Origin of the sequence: Endozoicomonas ascidiicola, assembly GCF_001646945.1 — a bacterium.
Taxonomy (GTDB): domain Bacteria; phylum Pseudomonadota; class Gammaproteobacteria; order Pseudomonadales; family Endozoicomonadaceae; genus Endozoicomonas; species Endozoicomonas ascidiicola.
This window is the reverse complement of record NZ_LUTV01000001.1, coordinates 83,682-101,491: the sequence shown is the minus strand read 5'-3', so window position 1 is coordinate 101,491 and position 17,810 is coordinate 83,682. Positions and strand designations below refer to the sequence as shown.

13 protein-coding genes are annotated in these 17,810 nt (G+C 46.8%); 7 read left to right on the top strand and 6 right to left on the bottom strand.

The annotated features are described in order from the left end of the window. Positions 1 to 64: 64 nt before the first annotated feature. The 6 genes from AKL11_RS00310 to AKL11_RS00285 are packed head-to-tail and all read right to left on the bottom strand — an operon-like array spanning position 65 to position 7,975. Positions 65 to 472 carry a type IV pilin protein gene (locus AKL11_RS00310; RefSeq protein WP_067514463.1) on the bottom strand — a complete coding sequence of 136 codons (408 nt, stop codon included), beginning with the start codon at positions 470 to 472 and terminating at the stop codon, positions 65 to 67. Beyond that, on the bottom strand, positions 472 to 5,280 hold the full coding sequence (locus tag AKL11_RS00305; protein WP_067514461.1) for a pilus assembly protein: 4,809 nt from the start codon (positions 5,278 to 5,280) through the stop codon (positions 472 to 474). The genes AKL11_RS00310 and AKL11_RS00305 overlap by 1 nt, the downstream gene beginning before the upstream one ends. A 31-nt stretch (positions 5,281 to 5,311) precedes the next feature. Further along, positions 5,312 to 5,872, bottom strand: coding sequence for a pilus assembly PilX family protein (locus AKL11_RS00300; protein WP_067514459.1), 561 nt, complete (start codon positions 5,870 to 5,872; stop codon positions 5,312 to 5,314). Further along, positions 5,869 to 6,939, bottom strand: a complete 1,071-nt coding sequence (locus AKL11_RS00295) for a PilW family protein (protein ID WP_067514455.1) — start codon at positions 6,937 to 6,939, stop codon at positions 5,869 to 5,871. The genes AKL11_RS00300 and AKL11_RS00295 overlap by 4 nt, the downstream gene beginning before the upstream one ends. Continuing rightward, positions 6,936 to 7,448, bottom strand: a complete 513-nt coding sequence (pilV, locus tag AKL11_RS00290; protein ID WP_067514452.1) for a type IV pilus modification protein PilV — start codon at positions 7,446 to 7,448, stop codon at positions 6,936 to 6,938. The genes AKL11_RS00295 and pilV (AKL11_RS00290) overlap by 4 nt, the downstream gene beginning before the upstream one ends. Then, positions 7,439 to 7,975: a GspH/FimT family pseudopilin gene (locus AKL11_RS00285; RefSeq protein WP_067514450.1), complete on the bottom strand. Its 537-nt coding sequence runs from the start codon at positions 7,973 to 7,975 to the stop codon at positions 7,439 to 7,441. The genes pilV (AKL11_RS00290) and AKL11_RS00285 overlap by 10 nt, the downstream gene beginning before the upstream one ends. Positions 7,976 to 8,326: 351 nt before the next feature. On the opposite strand from AKL11_RS00285, the gene AKL11_RS25825 reads away from it, so the two are divergent. The 7 genes from AKL11_RS25825 (at position 8,327) to AKL11_RS00250 (ending at position 17,629) form a co-directional block, all read left to right on the top strand. Then, positions 8,327 to 8,809, top strand: coding sequence for a GspH/FimT family pseudopilin (locus AKL11_RS25825; RefSeq protein WP_067514446.1), 483 nt, complete (start codon positions 8,327 to 8,329; stop codon positions 8,807 to 8,809). Continuing rightward, positions 8,797 to 9,237: a type IV pilus modification protein PilV gene (pilV, locus tag AKL11_RS00275; RefSeq protein WP_067514439.1), complete on the top strand. Its 441-nt coding sequence runs from the start codon at positions 8,797 to 8,799 to the stop codon at positions 9,235 to 9,237. The genes AKL11_RS25825 and pilV (AKL11_RS00275) overlap by 13 nt, the downstream gene beginning before the upstream one ends. A gap of 2 nt (positions 9,238 to 9,239) precedes the next feature. Continuing rightward, positions 9,240 to 10,337 carry a PilW family protein gene (locus AKL11_RS00270; protein WP_067514437.1) on the top strand — a complete coding sequence of 366 codons (1,098 nt, stop codon included), beginning with the start codon at positions 9,240 to 9,242 and terminating at the stop codon, positions 10,335 to 10,337. A 5-nt stretch (positions 10,338 to 10,342) separates the two neighbouring features. Then, positions 10,343 to 10,822 (top strand): pilus assembly PilX family protein, encoded by a 480-nt coding sequence (locus AKL11_RS00265; protein ID WP_067514435.1) that lies wholly within the window; start codon positions 10,343 to 10,345, stop codon positions 10,820 to 10,822. A 12-nt stretch (positions 10,823 to 10,834) separates the two neighbouring features. Beyond that, the gene (locus tag AKL11_RS00260) at positions 10,835 to 15,673 is read left to right on the top strand and encodes a DNRLRE domain-containing protein (RefSeq protein ID WP_067514433.1); all 4,839 of its coding nucleotides are present in this window, start codon (positions 10,835 to 10,837) and stop codon (positions 15,671 to 15,673) included. A 52-nt stretch (positions 15,674 to 15,725) separates the two neighbouring features. Next, the gene (locus AKL11_RS00255) at positions 15,726 to 16,223 is read left to right on the top strand and encodes a type IV pilin protein (protein WP_067514431.1); all 498 of its coding nucleotides are present in this window, start codon (positions 15,726 to 15,728) and stop codon (positions 16,221 to 16,223) included. Between the two features lie 119 nt (positions 16,224 to 16,342). Then, complete coding sequence (locus AKL11_RS00250; protein WP_095210047.1) at positions 16,343 to 17,629, top strand: YncE family protein; 1,287 nt, start codon at positions 16,343 to 16,345, stop codon at positions 17,627 to 17,629. Positions 17,630 to 17,810 lie beyond the last annotated feature (181 nt).

Below are 17,810 nucleotides of genomic sequence, written 5' to 3'. Positions count from 1 at the left end.
TTCTGGTTGGGTTGAATATTGAATCTTTGCTTTTGCGAGGTAAATTTTGTGATTAGATAAGATGCTATTTCCAACAGTCATTTGGAGACTGAATACCCAAATGATCCAGCGTGATCACGGTGCACCCTGTATCACTGGCCTGCACCTTTGTGTCAATCGCTGTGGCCGTTATCCGATAGGATGTTGAGCTGGATTCAACGGAAATCGCATAAAACCCTTCTGGTGAAGAGCCACCACCCAGATTGACAACCTCATCAGTAAAACTGAAGTTAACAGAATACCAACGTTCCTGAGCTGCTGCTGCGTTGGTCAGAGCAACCCATGCGTCACTTCGACGGGTCTCGAACATATACTGACTGTAGGATGGGTAAACAATGGATGAAAGAATACCGATAATCACCAGGACAATCATAAGCTCACCCAGCGTATACCCTTTATGGGATCGATTACTTCCTGATTGAACCGGCTTCATTATTCTACCCAGGGCAGTTTGAATATCTGCCACCAGCTCTGACGCCCCTCAGAACTGAACCTATAATCCAAACCTGTGGAACTGATACTGCCACCTGCTCCTTGCGTGATGGCTGACAATTTCCCGGCTTCCCCTCTGTGCACAACGGGTGAAGAGGCATAACCGATACCAAGCCCAATGCTTTTCAGGCTTCTTTCCAACTCCAAACTTTCAATGGGCACATAACCCAACACCGCAGAAGGAGATGCCGTGCCAGTCTGATAATGCACGGCAAACAGCGAACTAATGCCATCGATAGAACAACTGTTGTCAGAAGGCTGATATTCCGTAAACAGGATTTGCGTGAATTGCCGGGTCACTCTGTTCACACTACGACCTGAAGGTGAAACGCCATCAACGCTCAACGGCAACTTCCAGCCTCCACGGGCAGCCACCTCATTTTTGAGGTCATCAAAGCTTTCAACGGTTTGCGAATCAATAATAAAAGGATCGTAGCTAAGATTGGATTTCAGAAGCACATCGCCATTACCAAACACGGCAACATTACCAACATTCACAAGGTTGCTCTGGCTCACCGAGCCATAGGTTAGATCTTTGGAATCATTTAAAGGCTCACGAAGTCCGTAAAAATAGTTGGCTGATGCATCGCGATTATCGTTGTAGGTTTGCAATCGCCCAGTTCCAGAATAGACCCAATAACTGTCACTATCGGTTACGGTTAAAGGTTGTGCTGTAATGGGCTGACCCGCATCCAATAACACATTTAAGGTCGAATTTTCGATATCTGTGGAGAGCTTCAACCGCATCAACTTACCATCCAGCTGACTGCCTCCGGTTTCTACCGTGCCAAAATAAACGACGTCATCTTGAAAGTCTCTATTCCAATCTTCAGTAATGATATCCCCGGCATAAGAGGCCGGAGATGATGTAAGAAGAGGGTCAAAACCAGAAACAAACGATTTATTGCTCAAATCATAGATAAAAAGATGCAAGTTTTGATCGGCAGTTCCATGATCCAGCGCTGATCGAAGCTCTGCCTGAGTGCTGCCAGAAGGTCCGGAGCCCATCACCAGATACCAGTCATTCTGAACAGGCTGGCGCCAATCAGCCTCACCACTGGCATCAACGCCAGCTACTCGCCGCTTTATCAACGCTGGTCTGGCCGTGGTGAAGCCCATATCGGGATGGGTGATCTCTGCCAGTAACTCCGGTGGCTGCTCCGGATTAGTAACATCCAGCACCACCCAGGCAGAACGCATGGTTCTATTTTCATCATCTACGGTGATCTCAATGTTACCGCCACCAAATCGCATCCCCACCACCAGAACGGTGCCCCAACCTCCCGGGTGATCAGCATCTTCTTCAAAAATATTGGCATCAAAAACAAGAGGTTCAGAATCCATGTAGTAAACATGAGGATAATCTTCTTCTGGTAACCAGCGAAGGTGCGGCAACAAATTCATTGGCGCATAGCTCCAGATCTCAGAGCCTAGAGGATGACTGACTTCATTATTTTCTGCTGTCAGCACATAACTGAATTCGCTCTCATCCCAGAATCCGCTATTAAACGCATGGATCAAACCATCATTGGCGCCCACATAAAGCACATGACGTCGGTTCAGATAATGATTACGAAACGCTTTATAGCTGCTGTCCTTAAACCAGGCATCGTATCGGCTGTCCGGTGCTGCAACAACACGGGGCGTTGAGTGAACAATGTCGCCCAGTCGCCAGACTTCATCCAAACCATCGCCATCATAATCAATCGTCCTTGAACGGGTATTGTCGGATTCCTGCCCTCTAATGTAATTCACCAAAGGGGTTACTTCGGAAGAAGAAACCCCTAAAAAGCCAGCATTTCCAGTAAACGACGAAGGAACAAATGGTCGCTGCTCACCATCATCCACTTGCGAATTATTATTGGCATCCAACCAAGTGAACATATGTCGTCCACCGGAAGCAGGCAGGTGGTAGTTTCGCTGATCCGTTACATTTGACAACTGAGACAACTGATCCCGGGCATCCCAGATCGTCTTCAAAGAAGACAGTGATTGTAGAGAACCATCCACTTCTCGGGTAACGCCGGAGTTTGTGGTGCTGTATCTCTGTACCATTGTCTGGCTGGAGTTGGGGTCAAAATATAACTCAATTATTTTGTCTTCAGAGTAATCATCCAACCTTGCATTACGGTTACCGTCTTCCCGTATGTGGCCTTTGTTATCAATAAACAACGAATGGAGAATGCCGCCCCAGGTAATCGATTTACCATTTACTTCCAGATTCGGTTGAAACAGTGCCTGATAGATAGCACCAGTCCCCGTTGAACTATTAGCAAAAAGAGCAGCGTTGGTAGCAGACGACACTCGACTAGAAATATCTTCAAGCACCTGACCAAGCTGGCTGGCCAGTAATGTTGGATTCCTGGAGAAGAAATAATTATCGGGCACGCCATCTGAGCCACGGGCCCCAGTCAGGTTATTGCGAGTATCCCATTCACGATTATTATCTGTATCTGGTAAACCATCGCCATTGCCATCGTGCCCCGGTGTTTTATCACCATCCAGATCAATAAAACCGCCATATTTAGCGGCAAGAAACATCGGTTTAGGCAGAGTGCTGGCCGCATCTGCAGATACGCTAAACACTCTGGTACTGCTATCGCCATCGTAATACTGATTATTCAGGGATTTATAGACAAAACTATTAGTTTGGAGGCCATCATCCACTGAATTAGCACCGGTAACGGTGTAAGAAAAACGCATATTCAAGCCCGCATAAATGCCTTTTACCTGAACAAACATTCTCACTTGGTCATCCGTTAAGTTTGTACCATTTAATGGGCCCGAAGAAAGTCCGTTACAATGGCTTCCCACGCAGAACTGAATTTCAGAAGCCGCATCAAAGTCATAGTCATTACCCCAGTAAGAATCTTCCCAGACAAACGTCAGTCGTCCTTGAACAACGTTACCCTCACTGTCTTTGACCAGTGAATCCACGACTACATCAATTAACGTACAGTCAGAGCCACCACCACTAAAGTTTGAAGGGCCATTACCAAAATTAGAACTGGCCTGACAGACAGGCTGAAAATTAAATGCCTTGCCATCAACATCCAGTGTGAAGTTTGGAATGGATTCCGCCAGTTCAATCGCATACGTTCGAACTGACTGCTTTCCTGCAAGGCTGGGGCGCAGATCGGAGGTATTGGCATACCAGGCTAATCCAGCCAAGTGATAACCACCTTCCAGCTGAGGTACTTCTGGGCAAATACCTATAGCCTGAGACAAACCGCTCAAATACTTACTGCGACAGTGCCGCGTACCTCCCGTTCCGCCCACCAGATAATTACCTGCAAAGGCGCCATCAAATTCCATTTCTCCCACAGCATCAGTTGCGTCATTGACGGAAGCGGTGCCGTTCAATCCAGGAAGATCAAGACTGGAAGAAAGCTGGTCTGCATCAAATGAATTCAAACCAGTAGACAACAGAATAATCGAACAGTTAGCACAGGCATTCTCATGATTCATTGGATTACTCCAACTCGCACGGGTAATACCAGGCACGAACCGGGCATCCTGGCTGGTATCAAAACTGCTGGTTGGTAAGCGCTGCCCTGCAAAGTACCGTAGCGTTTCCAGATAGATTTCGGAAAGAGGATTCCCCCAGTTAGTACATCGTCGAGTCGAACTTGTCCCTCTACTGAGTTTGAAACTGCTTACAGAAATCCCATAGGTATTACAATCTGTATAGATATTTTGGGAATAGCTGTATCGGGCTATTCTGAATTGATTGATGTTATGAATAATGCCCTGAATAGACTTGAACTGCCCTGTATTCAGGTTAACTTCATCAAGATTGCTGTTCTCATTACCGGCCAGCTTTCCAATGTTTTTCCTGAGAACTCCTCCGGAAATATTTTTATCATAACTGCCTGTTAGTAAACCAAACCAGATGGCTCCGGACTCACCATACTGCTGAAGCAATCCAACGGGCTTACTGTTGCCGTTAGGATACGTTTTACAGCGAGAGGAGGTAGCCGCATCTTTACCATCAACACAGGCTTCTACGTATACATTATGCGACGTTAAATAATTGCTGTAAGGCGGACTATCCGTTCTGCCCCACTGACACTGCATTGCTGCCGTTGAGCTCCAACGAGGCCAAGAACCACGAGCTACGCGTAGTGTTGGTGTGCCATTTTCATACTCAGCCACATTACAAAGACTCACTGACGACTCATTGTAAGGCGTGTAATTCAAAGTACTGACACCTGAACGACTGCTGTCATATACCTTGCCAAATGCATGAACATCTCTCGGCAGATATGCTCTTTCCAGAACGGTCAAAGTGGTTGTATCAGTGGAACGCTTGCCGCCAAACAATACTTTTCTCAGAATATCCATACGAGACATGCTTGCCCAATTTAGAAAGTTCCCACTCCAGGGCGCAGTTGATGTCGTGCAGAAATGTCTATTTTCACCGGTTGCCATAGCAATGGGTTGAAATCGGTTGGAAGTAAATTGATAACACCAGCTGCTATCGAAATAACCAAGATAATCAAAACCGTCTTCATAGCTGGTATCAAGTTCACCATCTGCATCCAAATCGGTGTAATCGCTGTAGGCTTTTTTAAATAGCTCATGATCCACCGACATCGCCAGCATCACCAACGGTGCAGAGGTATTACTCAGCAAAGGGGGTTTGGCAGCATAATGGCTTGATTCCGGCGCAGCATTTACCTGCAATGCCATCAGCAAAATCAATCCGGCAACCAATCCGTAAATATGTTGTGAGGCTAATCTGTCCATGATCACAACCCCTTAGGTTTAACCTATTTTTCTAACTGCTTTTTTTATACGACGATTGAAGCATTACCCGTGAGGCACTACTGCCACCGGTGGCCAACGCAGTAATGCGATAGTACATCGCCCAGTCTCCAAGATCTGAAGGGTCAGCCAACGGCCCTTCTGACTCTTTAGCAATGTAACAGCGAAACTCGATAATATATTTGGCGCTGGCAGAAATACCACTAACCGTCACAATCGTTTCCCGGTGATTGCTGCTATTACTCCAAATGGCATCCCCTTCCCAAGGCTCAGAGTTTCCTGGAACACAGCCACCAACGTCATTTATTTCAACACCCGAAAAACAAAAACCATTTTCACAAGCCTGGTTAAATCCAGTTAACGATAGAGAGCTTTCAGCAATATATTTTTCGGCCTCTTTCAAAGCCGCTTCAGCAGCAAAGAACGCCATTTGCTGATCCTGATAATTACCACTCATTTTTTCTTCAAGAGTGGCCATCTTCACTGCCGTCAAACCCGTCACAGTAATCACTAAAAGCATGATCAAACTGACTAACAATACACTGCCTTTTACCGGTGTCTCCATGCTTTTCATTTCAGCCCCCGGTTACGCAACTTGATGGTTCGCATAAAACTCCGACGCACATAGTTGTCACTGGGCAACACTGATTGTCCGGCAAAAAAATAGGCCTGCGGTGATGGTGCAACCTCCGTAAAACTCCTCACCAAAATTTCCAACTTCACACTGATCACGTTTAGCCAATCCGAGCTGTAAGGCGTTATTTCTGCAGCAGAGAGGTACTGATCAGCAACACCGTTGTTATCACTATCCAGACCATAACGAATTAATAGGCCTTCCACACCTTCAACCAATGCCTCAGCATTAATGCTGTTACCGCTCTCATACTCACCCGCCTTTTTTCGGTACAGTGTTGGTATCCCGTTACTATTTCTTAAATAAAAGGCATAAGTCTCCAAAGGCAGCAACACAGAACCTTCATGACTTGTATTACTGGATTCGAGCGAAGTGTCCTCACAGGTGAAGTCGCCATACATTTGGCTGACGCAGTTATTCAAGCTACCGCTGTTTGATGCTGGGTGTGTTATGACCCGACTTCCCGTTGCTCCACCCGCTCTAAAAATGGAAATCTGACCGCAATCTGGAGATATTAATGCCAGAAGATCGCCTTCGTCGTAGGAGTGCTGGCTGACCAGAGACAATCTTGCATTACCCGTATCATGCCCCGTGATGATCTGAGCAGAATCACGATCCAGACGGTGCACAATAATGGCTTCAGAAATAGCGTTACTGTCCAGCTGTTGTTTAACTGCAGTGCCGGCCGAGAGGCCGAGAACTCCCTTATCAAAATGCGCCATCCACTGTCTGTTATCAGCATTAGAGCTCAACATATTCGCCAAACTGGCTTGAGACGGGCAGCCTGTATAAGCCGCCGTACTGATAGTCTGACCGACCAGATCAAGGGTCAGCCGGGCGCTCTCCTGAATACGAGACAATTCATCCTGGAGAGCCCATGATCGACTGGAACCCAGAATCAGGTGGCCCACACCTGAGAACAGAATAAGCCCAAGCAATAAAGCAATAATGAGTTCAACTAAGGAAAAACCCTGCGCTCGAACAGACTTAACTTTTATGAATGTCATAATATCCCCCTTAACACAATATCGCTCAGGGGAACCCGGTTACCCATATTAGGAAAACTCAGTTGAATGGTGTAAACCCTGTGGCTACTACTATCGCTGTAACTAATAGCTCCCTTTGTGCCGGGGATCTGGCATATCAGTTGAAATTTCCACTGCTTGACATCGTATAAAGCCAGCTGTTCAGGGCTACAACTTGAAGACTCACAACTCACAGGGTAATTGCTGGCGACACATTGGTTATACGTTAACTCATCTAGCTCAACTCGATAGTCATTACTGTTTTTCGCAACGTCCGCATTCGCCTGAATACGATCCAGCATGTCTGTTGCAAGGAACGTTGCCTGAGACTGGATATAGGAGGATTGATTAAATTGCATACTGCTGCTGTGAACAGCAACCATACCCAGTACGCCAGTCGCAACGATCAATAAGCTGATCAGTACTTCAATCAGTCCAACTCCTCTCTGATAAAGAGAAGATTGTCGTGTACAACGCCTTCCTAACTGCATGATTCTTGATTCTCCGTGCGCAATCGTCCAGTCATACTGATAACAATGGCCTTTGCATCAAGCCCGTCATTTTCCCGATCACAGACCTGAAAAGTACCCGCTTGCGTCGTCTGTCCTCGACTATTGAATCGAAGGTTGGATCCTCGATTCCATGTTATGGAGATCAAGTTCGATACATCCGACACACGACGAATTAACTGGTCTCTCCCGTTGAGAACACCATCATCACTCTCATCAGTAAAAATGAGCCATCCGTGGTGCCAACCACCATTGGTTTCATCACAGGTCGCATTATCCAACGTGCTGCAAAGTGAAACCGTTCTCTGTCGTTTAATTGCTTCCGATCTGGCCAGCATCAAACTCCCATAGACTTCATCGGCTGTAGTGGCAATTCGGGTTTTAACGATAAAGAGCTTCATAGAAGGAACCGCAACAGAAACAAGAATTGCGGCCATAGCCAAAGCGATAAGCAGCTCGACGAGGGAGACACCACGTTGTCGACTGATATAGGCACACCGTCTATACATGACGGTTCTTAAAAAGCTAAGAATCTTTAGGAGACGTCCCCGTAAAGTGCTCAAACCTGTACCGTACTTCATAACCGAATCCTTGGTTGATCACTACCTGTAACTATAAGTAGCTACTAATAAAGTGTTTATGGCGCAAGTCTAGAAGCTGGATTCATTCGACCGACGGTCAAGTGATTTTCCCTGAACATGTGACAGCTACACATACCTCACTGAAAAACATGACATTCATCACAAAAATGCAACTCATCTAAAACAACTGCCGTTTATCTTCTGTTAATGGATGACTCCGACCACATGTGATCTATTTCACAAAAATTAAAGACTTATTTACTCATCCATAAGATAACAATGACAAAACACGACCAAAAAGGTTTCACCCTTTTGGAGCTGATGGTCACCATCGCCATACTGGGAATCCTTTCTGCTATTGCCTACCCAAGTTTTGAATCAAGCATTCAAGACAGCCGGCTGTCATCACAAACCAACAGAATTCTAGCGGCACTGCAATTTGCCCGCAGCCAGGCTTCGGCTAATGGTATTGCCATTACTGTTTGCAGCTCCGCTGACGGTATCGATTGTGACGTTAATGGCAACTGGAGTGACGGCTTCATTGTTGTGGAAGGAATAAACATTCTTCAGGTATCCGATGCTCTGGAAGGTGACAACACGCTTCAGGGTCGTACCCAAATCAATTTCACCAATCAGGGCACACTGGACTCATCTATACAACTCAGCCTTTGCGACACCAGAGGCACTGCCTCTGCTCGCGGCATTTGGTTGAACGGCGCGGGTCAGGCCAGAACAGGAGGGGCACCAATATGCGCACCATAAAATCCGGCGGCTTCACCATGATAGAGGTTCTGGTTGCCCTACTTATTTTAAGCATCAGCCTTCTTGGCATGGCAGGCTTGCAACTGCTCAGTTTGCAAACGTCTGGCAGTTCTCTCTCAAGAAGCCAGGCCACCATACTCGCTTACGATCTGGCCGAAAGAATGCGACGAAACCCAGAACAAATGAATTTTTATGTCGCTAACCTGAATCAGGCTCAAGCCTCGCCCAATTGCCTTGCCACCGGCTGTGGCACAGAGGAGCTGGCAAGAGAAGATATTATTGAATGGCAAAATGAACTGCAAAATATCAGTGGTCAGGCAATGATCCAGCAAGACATCAATGAAATAACACTGCAGTTGTCGTGGAGTGAGAGTCAGTACGGTGCTGGTCAAATGAACCAGTCTTATGACATGACTTTTGAATTGTGATCATGAGTAAATTTATGCCAGAACATCACCAATCCGGCATCAGTCTGATCGAGCTGATGATCGCCCTTGTGCTCAGCTCTCTACTGATGCTGGGTGTTATGCGCATGTTTCTGGACAACACCCGCTCCAGTGCATCCGACAGCGCTTTGGTTCAAATACAAGACAGCGCTCGTATTGCAATGGAAATGATCAAACGTGATGTCCGCATGGCTGGCTACCGTGGCAGCGATACCTCTGCCAATACTGAGGTAACCACAGGTTCTCTGATCGACTTTGATAACCAGTCAGTCATCGGTGTTGAAGGCACAGGCGACCCGACAAATAACAACGCTCTTACCCGACTTGAATCCAGTGATACGCTGGCCATTCTAAGAGCCGAAGAAATGTTTTTCTCCAACGATATTCTTGACCCTAATTCCTCACTTGGTCCAGTTCGTGTGACAGCTGCCGACCAAACAGGCCTGATTACTCTTAACAAAAAGCTTTGCTACTCGTCCGATGATGTACTCATGGTTTCAGATGGTAGGCAGTTAGCCGTTTTCAAACCCAGCACCAATGCCCATGAATGTAAGGCTGATCCAACAGAAACCTTTACCAGCGAGTTCCTGATCGCTATTGGTCAGGGCAATTCGCCTATCTCATTAAAGGATTATGTTATCCCTCCGGAATGTGCAGCGGATGAACAGCGCTGCCCCGAGCTTTACAACATCGGTTCTACCACCGGCCTTATATACGACATTCGCCAAACAGGAAGGGTCGGCAGTGATGGTCAACCTATCTTTGCCCTGTTTCGTGATGATGAAGAGATGGTTGAAGGCGTAGAAAACCTTCAGGTTCTCTATGGCATTCAGGATGGCAGCAAGATTCGTTACACCATGGGTTGCGACCAGAACACCTTTGATAACGGTAATTGCAACCCGGGAATGACGACACACATCCGCATCAGTCTGGTCATCGCAGCCAGCAATAATGTCATTGAAGGCAATCAGCAACTGCGCTTCGATATTCTCAACCTGAACAATAATAAGACACTGGTCAGCAATGACCGTCGGTTGAGAAGAGTGTTTACAACAACGATTCAACTTAGAAATCAGGGGTAATAGTGATGGTTATTCAAGGGGGACTCAAGCATGACCACCAGAGAGGCGCCATACTGTTCGTATCACTGATCATTCTGTTACTGATCACCATGGTCGCTATTGGCAGCACCCGGCTTTCTACCATGGGGCAACGGACATCACTCACTTATCAATTGCAGAACACTGCATTTCAAGCGGCCGACAGCGCCCTTGATAGTACTCAACGCTTGTTAGAAAACAGCAGCTTTGCCCTCGACAGAGCGACTGCCGGTACCTTGCCGGAACAAGTCTATGAATACGACGATGCGACTACCGGCCTCACCACTCAGGCAACAACCAACACGACGCTACAGGAAAAAGTTTCTGACTCAGGAAACAGTCTGGGTGTCGGTAAAGGCCTGCCACAAATTTATCTATACGAAACCACCAGCACATCCGAAATATCGGGTTATCAAATTGTCTCCGAGCTTGAGCAGGGCTATCAAATAAGAACGCTGGATCAGTAACAGGGCTGTTTTATGTATTTTTCCAAACGCTTTAAACAAAGCCTGGTAACACTGACCAGCGCCTTTTATTTATCTGCTGCTTCATTCACCTGGGCAGACGACACCGACATCTATCTGCACAACCCTAATCTTGACAGTAGCGTAAAACCCAACGTTCTGTTTGTGCTTGATAACTCTGGCTCCATGGAGTGGGATGTCAATGGCAATAAATACACCAATGAGCCGTCCCGCATGGAGATCATGCAAGAATCCTTTGAAGCCATTATGCAAAATTCATCTGGCCTGAATGTTGGCCTTATGAAGCTGTGGGCAAGAGATGGTGAAAGCAGTCAATTAACGTTTCCTGTTACCGACATTGATAAACCCATCGGCTCCACAGTGATCACCGATGGAAAGCCAGAAATTCTCACCAGTTCTGATGATGGCTATGAAACCTCCTCTGGCCATGTTGTGCTGACTTCAGAAGAATTACCCCTTGGCGGTGATGCGACAACGCTTAGCCGCGCTGGGGGTATAAAAGAGATCAGAGTGCCTATCATCCAATACATTGATAACGCAGAAGGCAGTCAGTCTCGATACTACCTGGAACAAAGTGGGCACAGTATTCGCTTTGGCTATGTTGACCGCCAATACCGTAACGCTCTCTATTTTAGAAACCTTGGCCTTCCTGCTGGAGCGGTCATTGAAGACGCAAAAGTGAGTTTCATTGCTGCTGAATCAAAAAGAAACACCGTAGAGATGGAGATTCTGGCAGAAGTTAAAAAGAAGCCAAAATCTTTTGACCGATGCGATGAGCAAGGAAGGTGCGAAAGCAACGCCAGTTACCGGGATCGACAAAAAACCAGTGACTCTGTCGAGTGGGAAACGGCCAACTGGAACCAGGACAGAATCTATACGACACCTGATATTTCATCCGTCATTCAATCATTGCTGGACGACTCCAGATTAAATTTAAACGCTGGTGAAAGCCTTAATAATCGCGTGTTATTTTTTAATGTAAACGACTCAGATAATAGAGAAAGTCTGCCAGCTTACAAAGTTCAGAGGAATGGGCATAATCAGAGCAAAGCCCCTGTTCTAACGATTAAGTACCGGGATTCTGGAGTCAGCGACAACTATCTTACCGGCCTACGGTTTCAAGGGCTTGGTGTTCCTCAGGGTGCAACTATCACATCCGCCTCTCTCGAACTGACAGCAAAAGCAGATAGTGAAGCAGATTCCACTCTGGAAATTTGGGCCGGTGAGCCAGGCGGCAGCAACAATGATCCGTTCACTGCCAGTGATAACGACCTATCCAGTAGAACTAAACTCGGCCCTCTTGAATGGACGCCAGAAGAGTGGGAGGCGGGTGATGATCAAAGCCCGGAAAAGTACTCTGCCGATGTAACGAGCCTGATTCAGCAGATAGTTGATAATACTGACTGGTGCGGAAATGATGCTGCCACTTTTTACATCAACCAACTTGCTGGATCACAAGGTATTCGGGAGGCTTTCAGTTTTGATGGAAGCTCCGCTTTAAAGCCCCGACTGAATGTAGAATATACCGGTGGCGAAAATGGCTGTAAAAATGAGCAGCTCGACACCCGTATTCAAAGCTTTTCTAATGATGCCTACGAAAACTATTACAGAGACGTCTACGAAAAAGAAGACAGCTTACGTATTGGTTCTGGCTATTACCAAACGGGTCTGCACTACACACGACTGCCTATCAAACAAGGTATACAAATCCTTGAGGCTCGACTGGAGCTGACGGCATACAGTAGCCGAAACGATTCAACCAACCTCCGAATACAGGCTCATGATACCGATAGTGCGTCAGCCATCGTCCCGAAAGACGGCAATATTTCTAACCGGAGAAAAACTCAGGCATTAACCGACTGGTCTTTAGCGGCATGGGAAAGAAACCGGAGTTATCAATCCCCAGACATCAGTAGTGTTATTCAGGAAATTGTTGACCGGGATAACTGGAAAGCAGGCAACAATCTGACATTGCTGCTATCAACAACACACGGTTACCGTGAAGTGATCAGCTATGATGAGAACCCTGGGCTGTCGCCTCGGTTGGTGATCAAAGTGGCTTCCGGTGGGCTTGATGCTGACAGCAGTTACAAGGTAAAAGACCATCTAATAACTCTGGTCAACAAAATGTACCCCGGTGGTGGTACGCCAATCACGCCCACTTACTATGAGGCCGCTAAATACTTTAAAGATGGCAAAGATGGTGAAGAAAGCCCGATCAACAATGTGTGCCAGAACAACTATGTCGTACTGTTAACCGATGGGGAAGCGAACAACAATACGTCTACCGCAAAAAATAACATCAATCGTCTGACTGGCAGCAATAGCTGCAGCTACGACTCATCTTACGACGGTGAACGTTGCTCGAGAACACTGGCTACCTGGCTGCACGATGATGATCTCAATCCTTCCATGACTGGCAGCCAGAACGTTTTCACTCACACCATTGCCTTTGGACTGAAAAACAACCAAACCGTCAAAAACTTTTTGGATGATGTGGCCGATAATGGTGGTGGAAAATCTTACACTGCGGACAATGCTGCCGAACTTGCTAAGGCCTTCAGCAATATCGTGTCGGATATTATTGAAGATGAATCCAGCTTTGTAAGCCCTGGGGTAACCGCAAACCAGTTTAATAACTCACGACACTTGTCTCAGGTTTATTATTCTGTGTTCAAACCTTCAAAAACGGATCGTTGGGAAGGCAACCTGAAGCGATATCAACTGATTGAAGACCCTGAAAACGGACTCACACTGGATGTCTACGATCAGCGTCCAGAATTAGCCGTTGACAAGAGCACCGGCTTTTTCAAGGAAACCGCTTTCAGTTTCTGGAGTGACGAAGTTGATGGACGTAAAGTCAATACCGGCGGCGCTGGCGGTAACCTGCCTGTAGCAACCGATCGAAAACTGCTGACTTACCTTGGTAACAACCCGGCTGGTAATGCTGTTACGCTGAATCAAAACAGTCATCGCCTGCATCGTGACAATGGCACCCTCACTACAACGGCTCTAGGCCTGCCACCATCCGAAACTACTCGACGTAACGAGATACTGGACTGGATCCGCCAGCCATCCACATGGCTAGGCGATCCTCTCCACTCAACTCCGGCACTGGTCACTTATCGCTGCAAAGTTCAGCAATACCCATGCCCGGAATACTTGACTCAACAAGATCCGACTACCGGTGACCTGATAAGACATGATCAGCAGGAGCTGGGTATTTTCTTTGGCACCAATGATGGTTTCTTCCATGGTATTGATTCCATCACCGGGAAAGAGTTGTTCTCCTTCATGCCCAGTGAGTTATTGCCTAACATCGATAAACTGAACAGCAATGACACCACGGATCGCACACAAGGCAATGGTCGTCCTTATGGAATGGATGGATCACCAACACTCTGGATAAATGATGTAAACAACAATGGTGTTATTTTTGGTGGCTATGACACGCTGAATTACGATACAGAGAAGGACTTTCTGGATGCCAGCAGGGTCAATGCCGGAGAGTTTGTTTATGCGTATGCAGGCATGCGTCGCGGGGGGAAAAGCTATTATGCGTTGGATGTCACCACGCCAAATTCACCAAAACTACTCTGGAAAATCGCCGGCGGTGACGCAGGCTTTGAACGCCTTGGGCAAACCTGGTCAAAGCCTGTCAAAACCAAAATCAAAACCGGCAGTACCATCAGAGACGTACTGATTTTCAGCGGTGGTTATGATCCGGAACAGGACAAACTTTCACTTTATCAAACCGACGCTATTGGCAATGCCATTTACATTGTCGATGCAAAAACTGGTGCGCTGATCTGGTCTGCCAGTAACGACAGCACGGCCAAACTCGAGCTCACCAAGATGAATTACAGCATCCCTGGTGGCGTTAGAGTGATTGATCTGGAAGGGGACGGGCTAGCTGATCAGCTTTTGTTTGCCGATGTGGGTGGACAAATCTGGAGGCTCTTTATCAATAACTGCACATCGTCTGATACGTCTGAATGTGTCGTTTCAAATAACAGCGCCATGAATCAACTTGTCTGGCCTTCTGACAGCGATGGTGATGGTCGCTGGGCAAAAGACGAAGGCGTTTTTGCCTATCTTGGGCCTAACGCCAATACACAAATGGATGGGGGCATTATACAGAAACAAAACTCACGTCGTTTTTACGTTGAGCCTGATGCCTCTCTGTTCCGTTTAAACGGAGCGACTCACTTGGCGCTGGCTATTGGCTCCGGAAACCGACCAGATCCTTTGAGTCGGGTCAATGAATACGTTCAGGATCGAGCCTATTCGCTGGCAACGCCTTCCTTTGGCAACCCGAAAGTCACAGCGGCTAATGCATCAGAGCGAAAAGTACCGGCTCATACGCTTTTGAAACATGGTAATAACCAGTTGCTGGATATCACCCATGATCTTTCCGTATCACCAGAGGATGCCTTTGGTACCACCACAGAAGATGATAGAAAAGGTTGGTTTATTACTCTGGAGGCCGGTGAAAAGGTAATGACTGAGACTGTCACCTTTGAAGAGGTAATGTACTTTAATACTTACCTGCCATCCAACGAGGTGTCGAACACTTGTAACCCGGTTGCCGGTAAAGCCCGAGCTTATGCAGTTGATTTACAGACCGGTACGCCAGTAAAAGATGAAAACGACGATGGAAGTCTGACGACCAGCGACCGATACAGCAATCTTGCCAACAGTGGGTTACCACCCAACACCAGCATACTCTTCCCGGAAGGCAGTAAAGATGCCCTAGTCTGTGTCGGTGCTGAATGCGATCCGCTGGAAATCGGTGCTGATAAACAGACCACCTACTGGCGTCAGGTTCGTTAGATACACCCCGGGCTTTCAGCGCTTGAAAGCCCTTGCTCATTGAGTTTGTATTATGAAAAAGATGAATGGTTTCAGTTTGATTGAGATGATGATCGCAGTGGTCATTCTCGGTATTCTGACGATGATTGCATTACCCAGCTATCAGAGCTACGTCCTGAATGCTGCACTCAATGATGCAAGAATCAGCCTGACAGGCTTGAGTGCCGCCATGGAGCGATACAGAGCTCAAAATGGCACCTACATCGGTGCTGCAAACGCTAATGGGGTGCCGCAGGTTTATTTCACCCAGAGCCCCGAATCCGGCAACCCTAACTTTAATTTGCGAGTGACCAATGCCACTGCAACTAACTTTTCGGTCAGCGCTGTTGCGGTATCTGACACCCTCATTTGGGATGGCAGTGGCAATGCACCAACACTAGTGACCGACTCTACAGGAAGGTGGAACAGCATGCTGGATGCTGACGGCAATGAAACCTGCGAAACAACGAAGGTCGGGGATATGGATCTGTGCCAATTCCCTCCGCCTCCAGAGGAAGAAGACGCAGGCTAAATCCCTTGTTCACTATGTATCCATAAACGGTCACGGGAGCGTATAAATAACTAAATGGAACTATAGATCCAAAAAATATAGACTCTCACCCTCCATAAAAATAAAAAGGATCAGATCAGGTGAAGTTTTCAGTACCTTTTCTCAGTTTTATCACGGCAATATCATTTCAAAGCGCCTTTGCATCAGAGACTTTGAATGCTCCATTATCAATAGCTCTTACCCAGCCAGTTGCCAGTCTTGAGACCACGATAGAGACACCCCTTAGAGACGTCATTGTGGTTGGTAATAATTGGGATGGTACCGTTGATATTTATGACCCTCATACTCATAAGCGTATCAAGACTCTCGATGCCGTCCCGGACAAAGCAGATCGTCTTGAAGATATTTATGATGGTTTCAAACGAACGGTTATGACTACGCTGATCAAAGAAGTCATTGGTGAAGGTCATTTCCAGCTGGTAGACGACATGTTTCCTTCCAACGATGGAAAGCACTTGTTTATTTCCCGCCCGAGCTTTGCTGATGTGATTGCTCTTGATGTGAATACCGGAAAGATCACATGGAGAACACCGGTCGAAGGCTATCGCTCAGACCATTCAGCCATTGCTCCTAACGGAAAAACTTTTCTGGTATCCGCCTCAACCGCCAGAAAAGTACAAGCCATTGACACAGCAACCGGCGAGATCATCGGTGAATTCTCTTCTGGAGACCAGCCTCACGAAAACACCTATTCAAAAGATGGCAAGCTCATTTATCACGCTAGCATTGGCAAGGTTTATGTTCCTTTTACCAGCAGTTGGCTGGACTGGCTGAAAGGAGATCGCTGGTTTCAAGTGGTCGATGCTGAAACCTATGAGGTTCTGCAACGGGTGGATATGGGAGAAAAATTGGAAGAGTTTGGCTTCCCCTGGATCGACAGCGCAGTCCGCCCTATGGCCGTTGCTCCCGATGGAAAATTTGTTTATCTGCAGGTTTCTTTTTATCACGGCTTTTTTGAGTACGATGTCGAGCAGCAAAAAGTCACTCGTCGTATTGAGCTCCCGGTTCCACAATCCATTCAGGAGTTAAGCACTCTACAATATCAGTTGAACTCTGCACACCATGGCCTTGCTTTAAATCAACAAGGAGACAAACTCTGCGTTGCGGGCACCATGTCTGGATACGCCGCCATTGTTGACCGGGAAACTTTCGAATATGAAACCATCCAACTTTCAGAAGAACCATTAGGTGCGAAGCCATACTGGGCAACAGAAAGTCATGATGGAAAGTATTGCTATGTTTCTGTCAGCCAGCAAGATCGAGTGTCTGTTATTTCATTTGATGAAGCTCGTGAAGTAGCAAGCTTTCCGGTAGGCGATCATCCACAGCGTATTCGTACAGGACAACTGAGTATTATTAATTACTGATGTTACGCACCTCTACTATATGTAGTGCTTGTCCATTCAGACAAAATACTACTGATAGTAGTAAAAGACAGCGAAGTGCGTAACATCAGTCTCTTCCAATATGAAATGAGCCTGAACGGAGCCCTTGTTTCCAAAATGAAATGAGCCTGTGATTTCTGATCTTTCGTCCAAAATTACTGGA

Excerpts from the sequence above, each read along its gene's own strand:
- AKL11_RS00260 (WP_067514433.1), top strand. The coding sequence starts at position 10,835 with ATGTATTTTTCCAAACGCTTTAAACAAAGCCTGGTAACACTGACCAGC.
- AKL11_RS00310 (WP_067514463.1), bottom strand. The coding sequence starts at position 472 with ATGAAGCCGGTTCAATCAGGAAGTAATCGATCCCATAAAGGGTATACG.
- AKL11_RS25825 (WP_067514446.1), top strand. The coding sequence starts at position 8,327 with ATGACAAAACACGACCAAAAAGGTTTCACCCTTTTGGAGCTGATGGTC.
- AKL11_RS00300 (WP_067514459.1), bottom strand. The coding sequence starts at position 5,872 with ATGAAAAGCATGGAGACACCGGTAAAAGGCAGTGTATTGTTAGTCAGT.
- AKL11_RS00255 (WP_067514431.1), top strand. The coding sequence starts at position 15,726 with ATGAAAAAGATGAATGGTTTCAGTTTGATTGAGATGATGATCGCAGTG.
- AKL11_RS00265 (WP_067514435.1), top strand. The coding sequence starts at position 10,343 with ATGGTTATTCAAGGGGGACTCAAGCATGACCACCAGAGAGGCGCCATA.
- AKL11_RS00270 (WP_067514437.1), top strand. The coding sequence starts at position 9,240 with ATGAGTAAATTTATGCCAGAACATCACCAATCCGGCATCAGTCTGATC.
- AKL11_RS00285 (WP_067514450.1), bottom strand. The coding sequence starts at position 7,975 with ATGTATAGACGGTGTGCCTATATCAGTCGACAACGTGGTGTCTCCCTC.
- pilV (WP_067514452.1), bottom strand. The coding sequence starts at position 7,448 with ATGCAGTTAGGAAGGCGTTGTACACGACAATCTTCTCTTTATCAGAGA.
- AKL11_RS00305 (WP_067514461.1), bottom strand. The coding sequence starts at position 5,280 with ATGGACAGATTAGCCTCACAACATATTTACGGATTGGTTGCCGGATTG.
- pilV (WP_067514439.1), top strand. The coding sequence starts at position 8,797 with ATGCGCACCATAAAATCCGGCGGCTTCACCATGATAGAGGTTCTGGTT.
- AKL11_RS00295 (WP_067514455.1), bottom strand. The coding sequence starts at position 6,939 with ATGACATTCATAAAAGTTAAGTCTGTTCGAGCGCAGGGTTTTTCCTTA.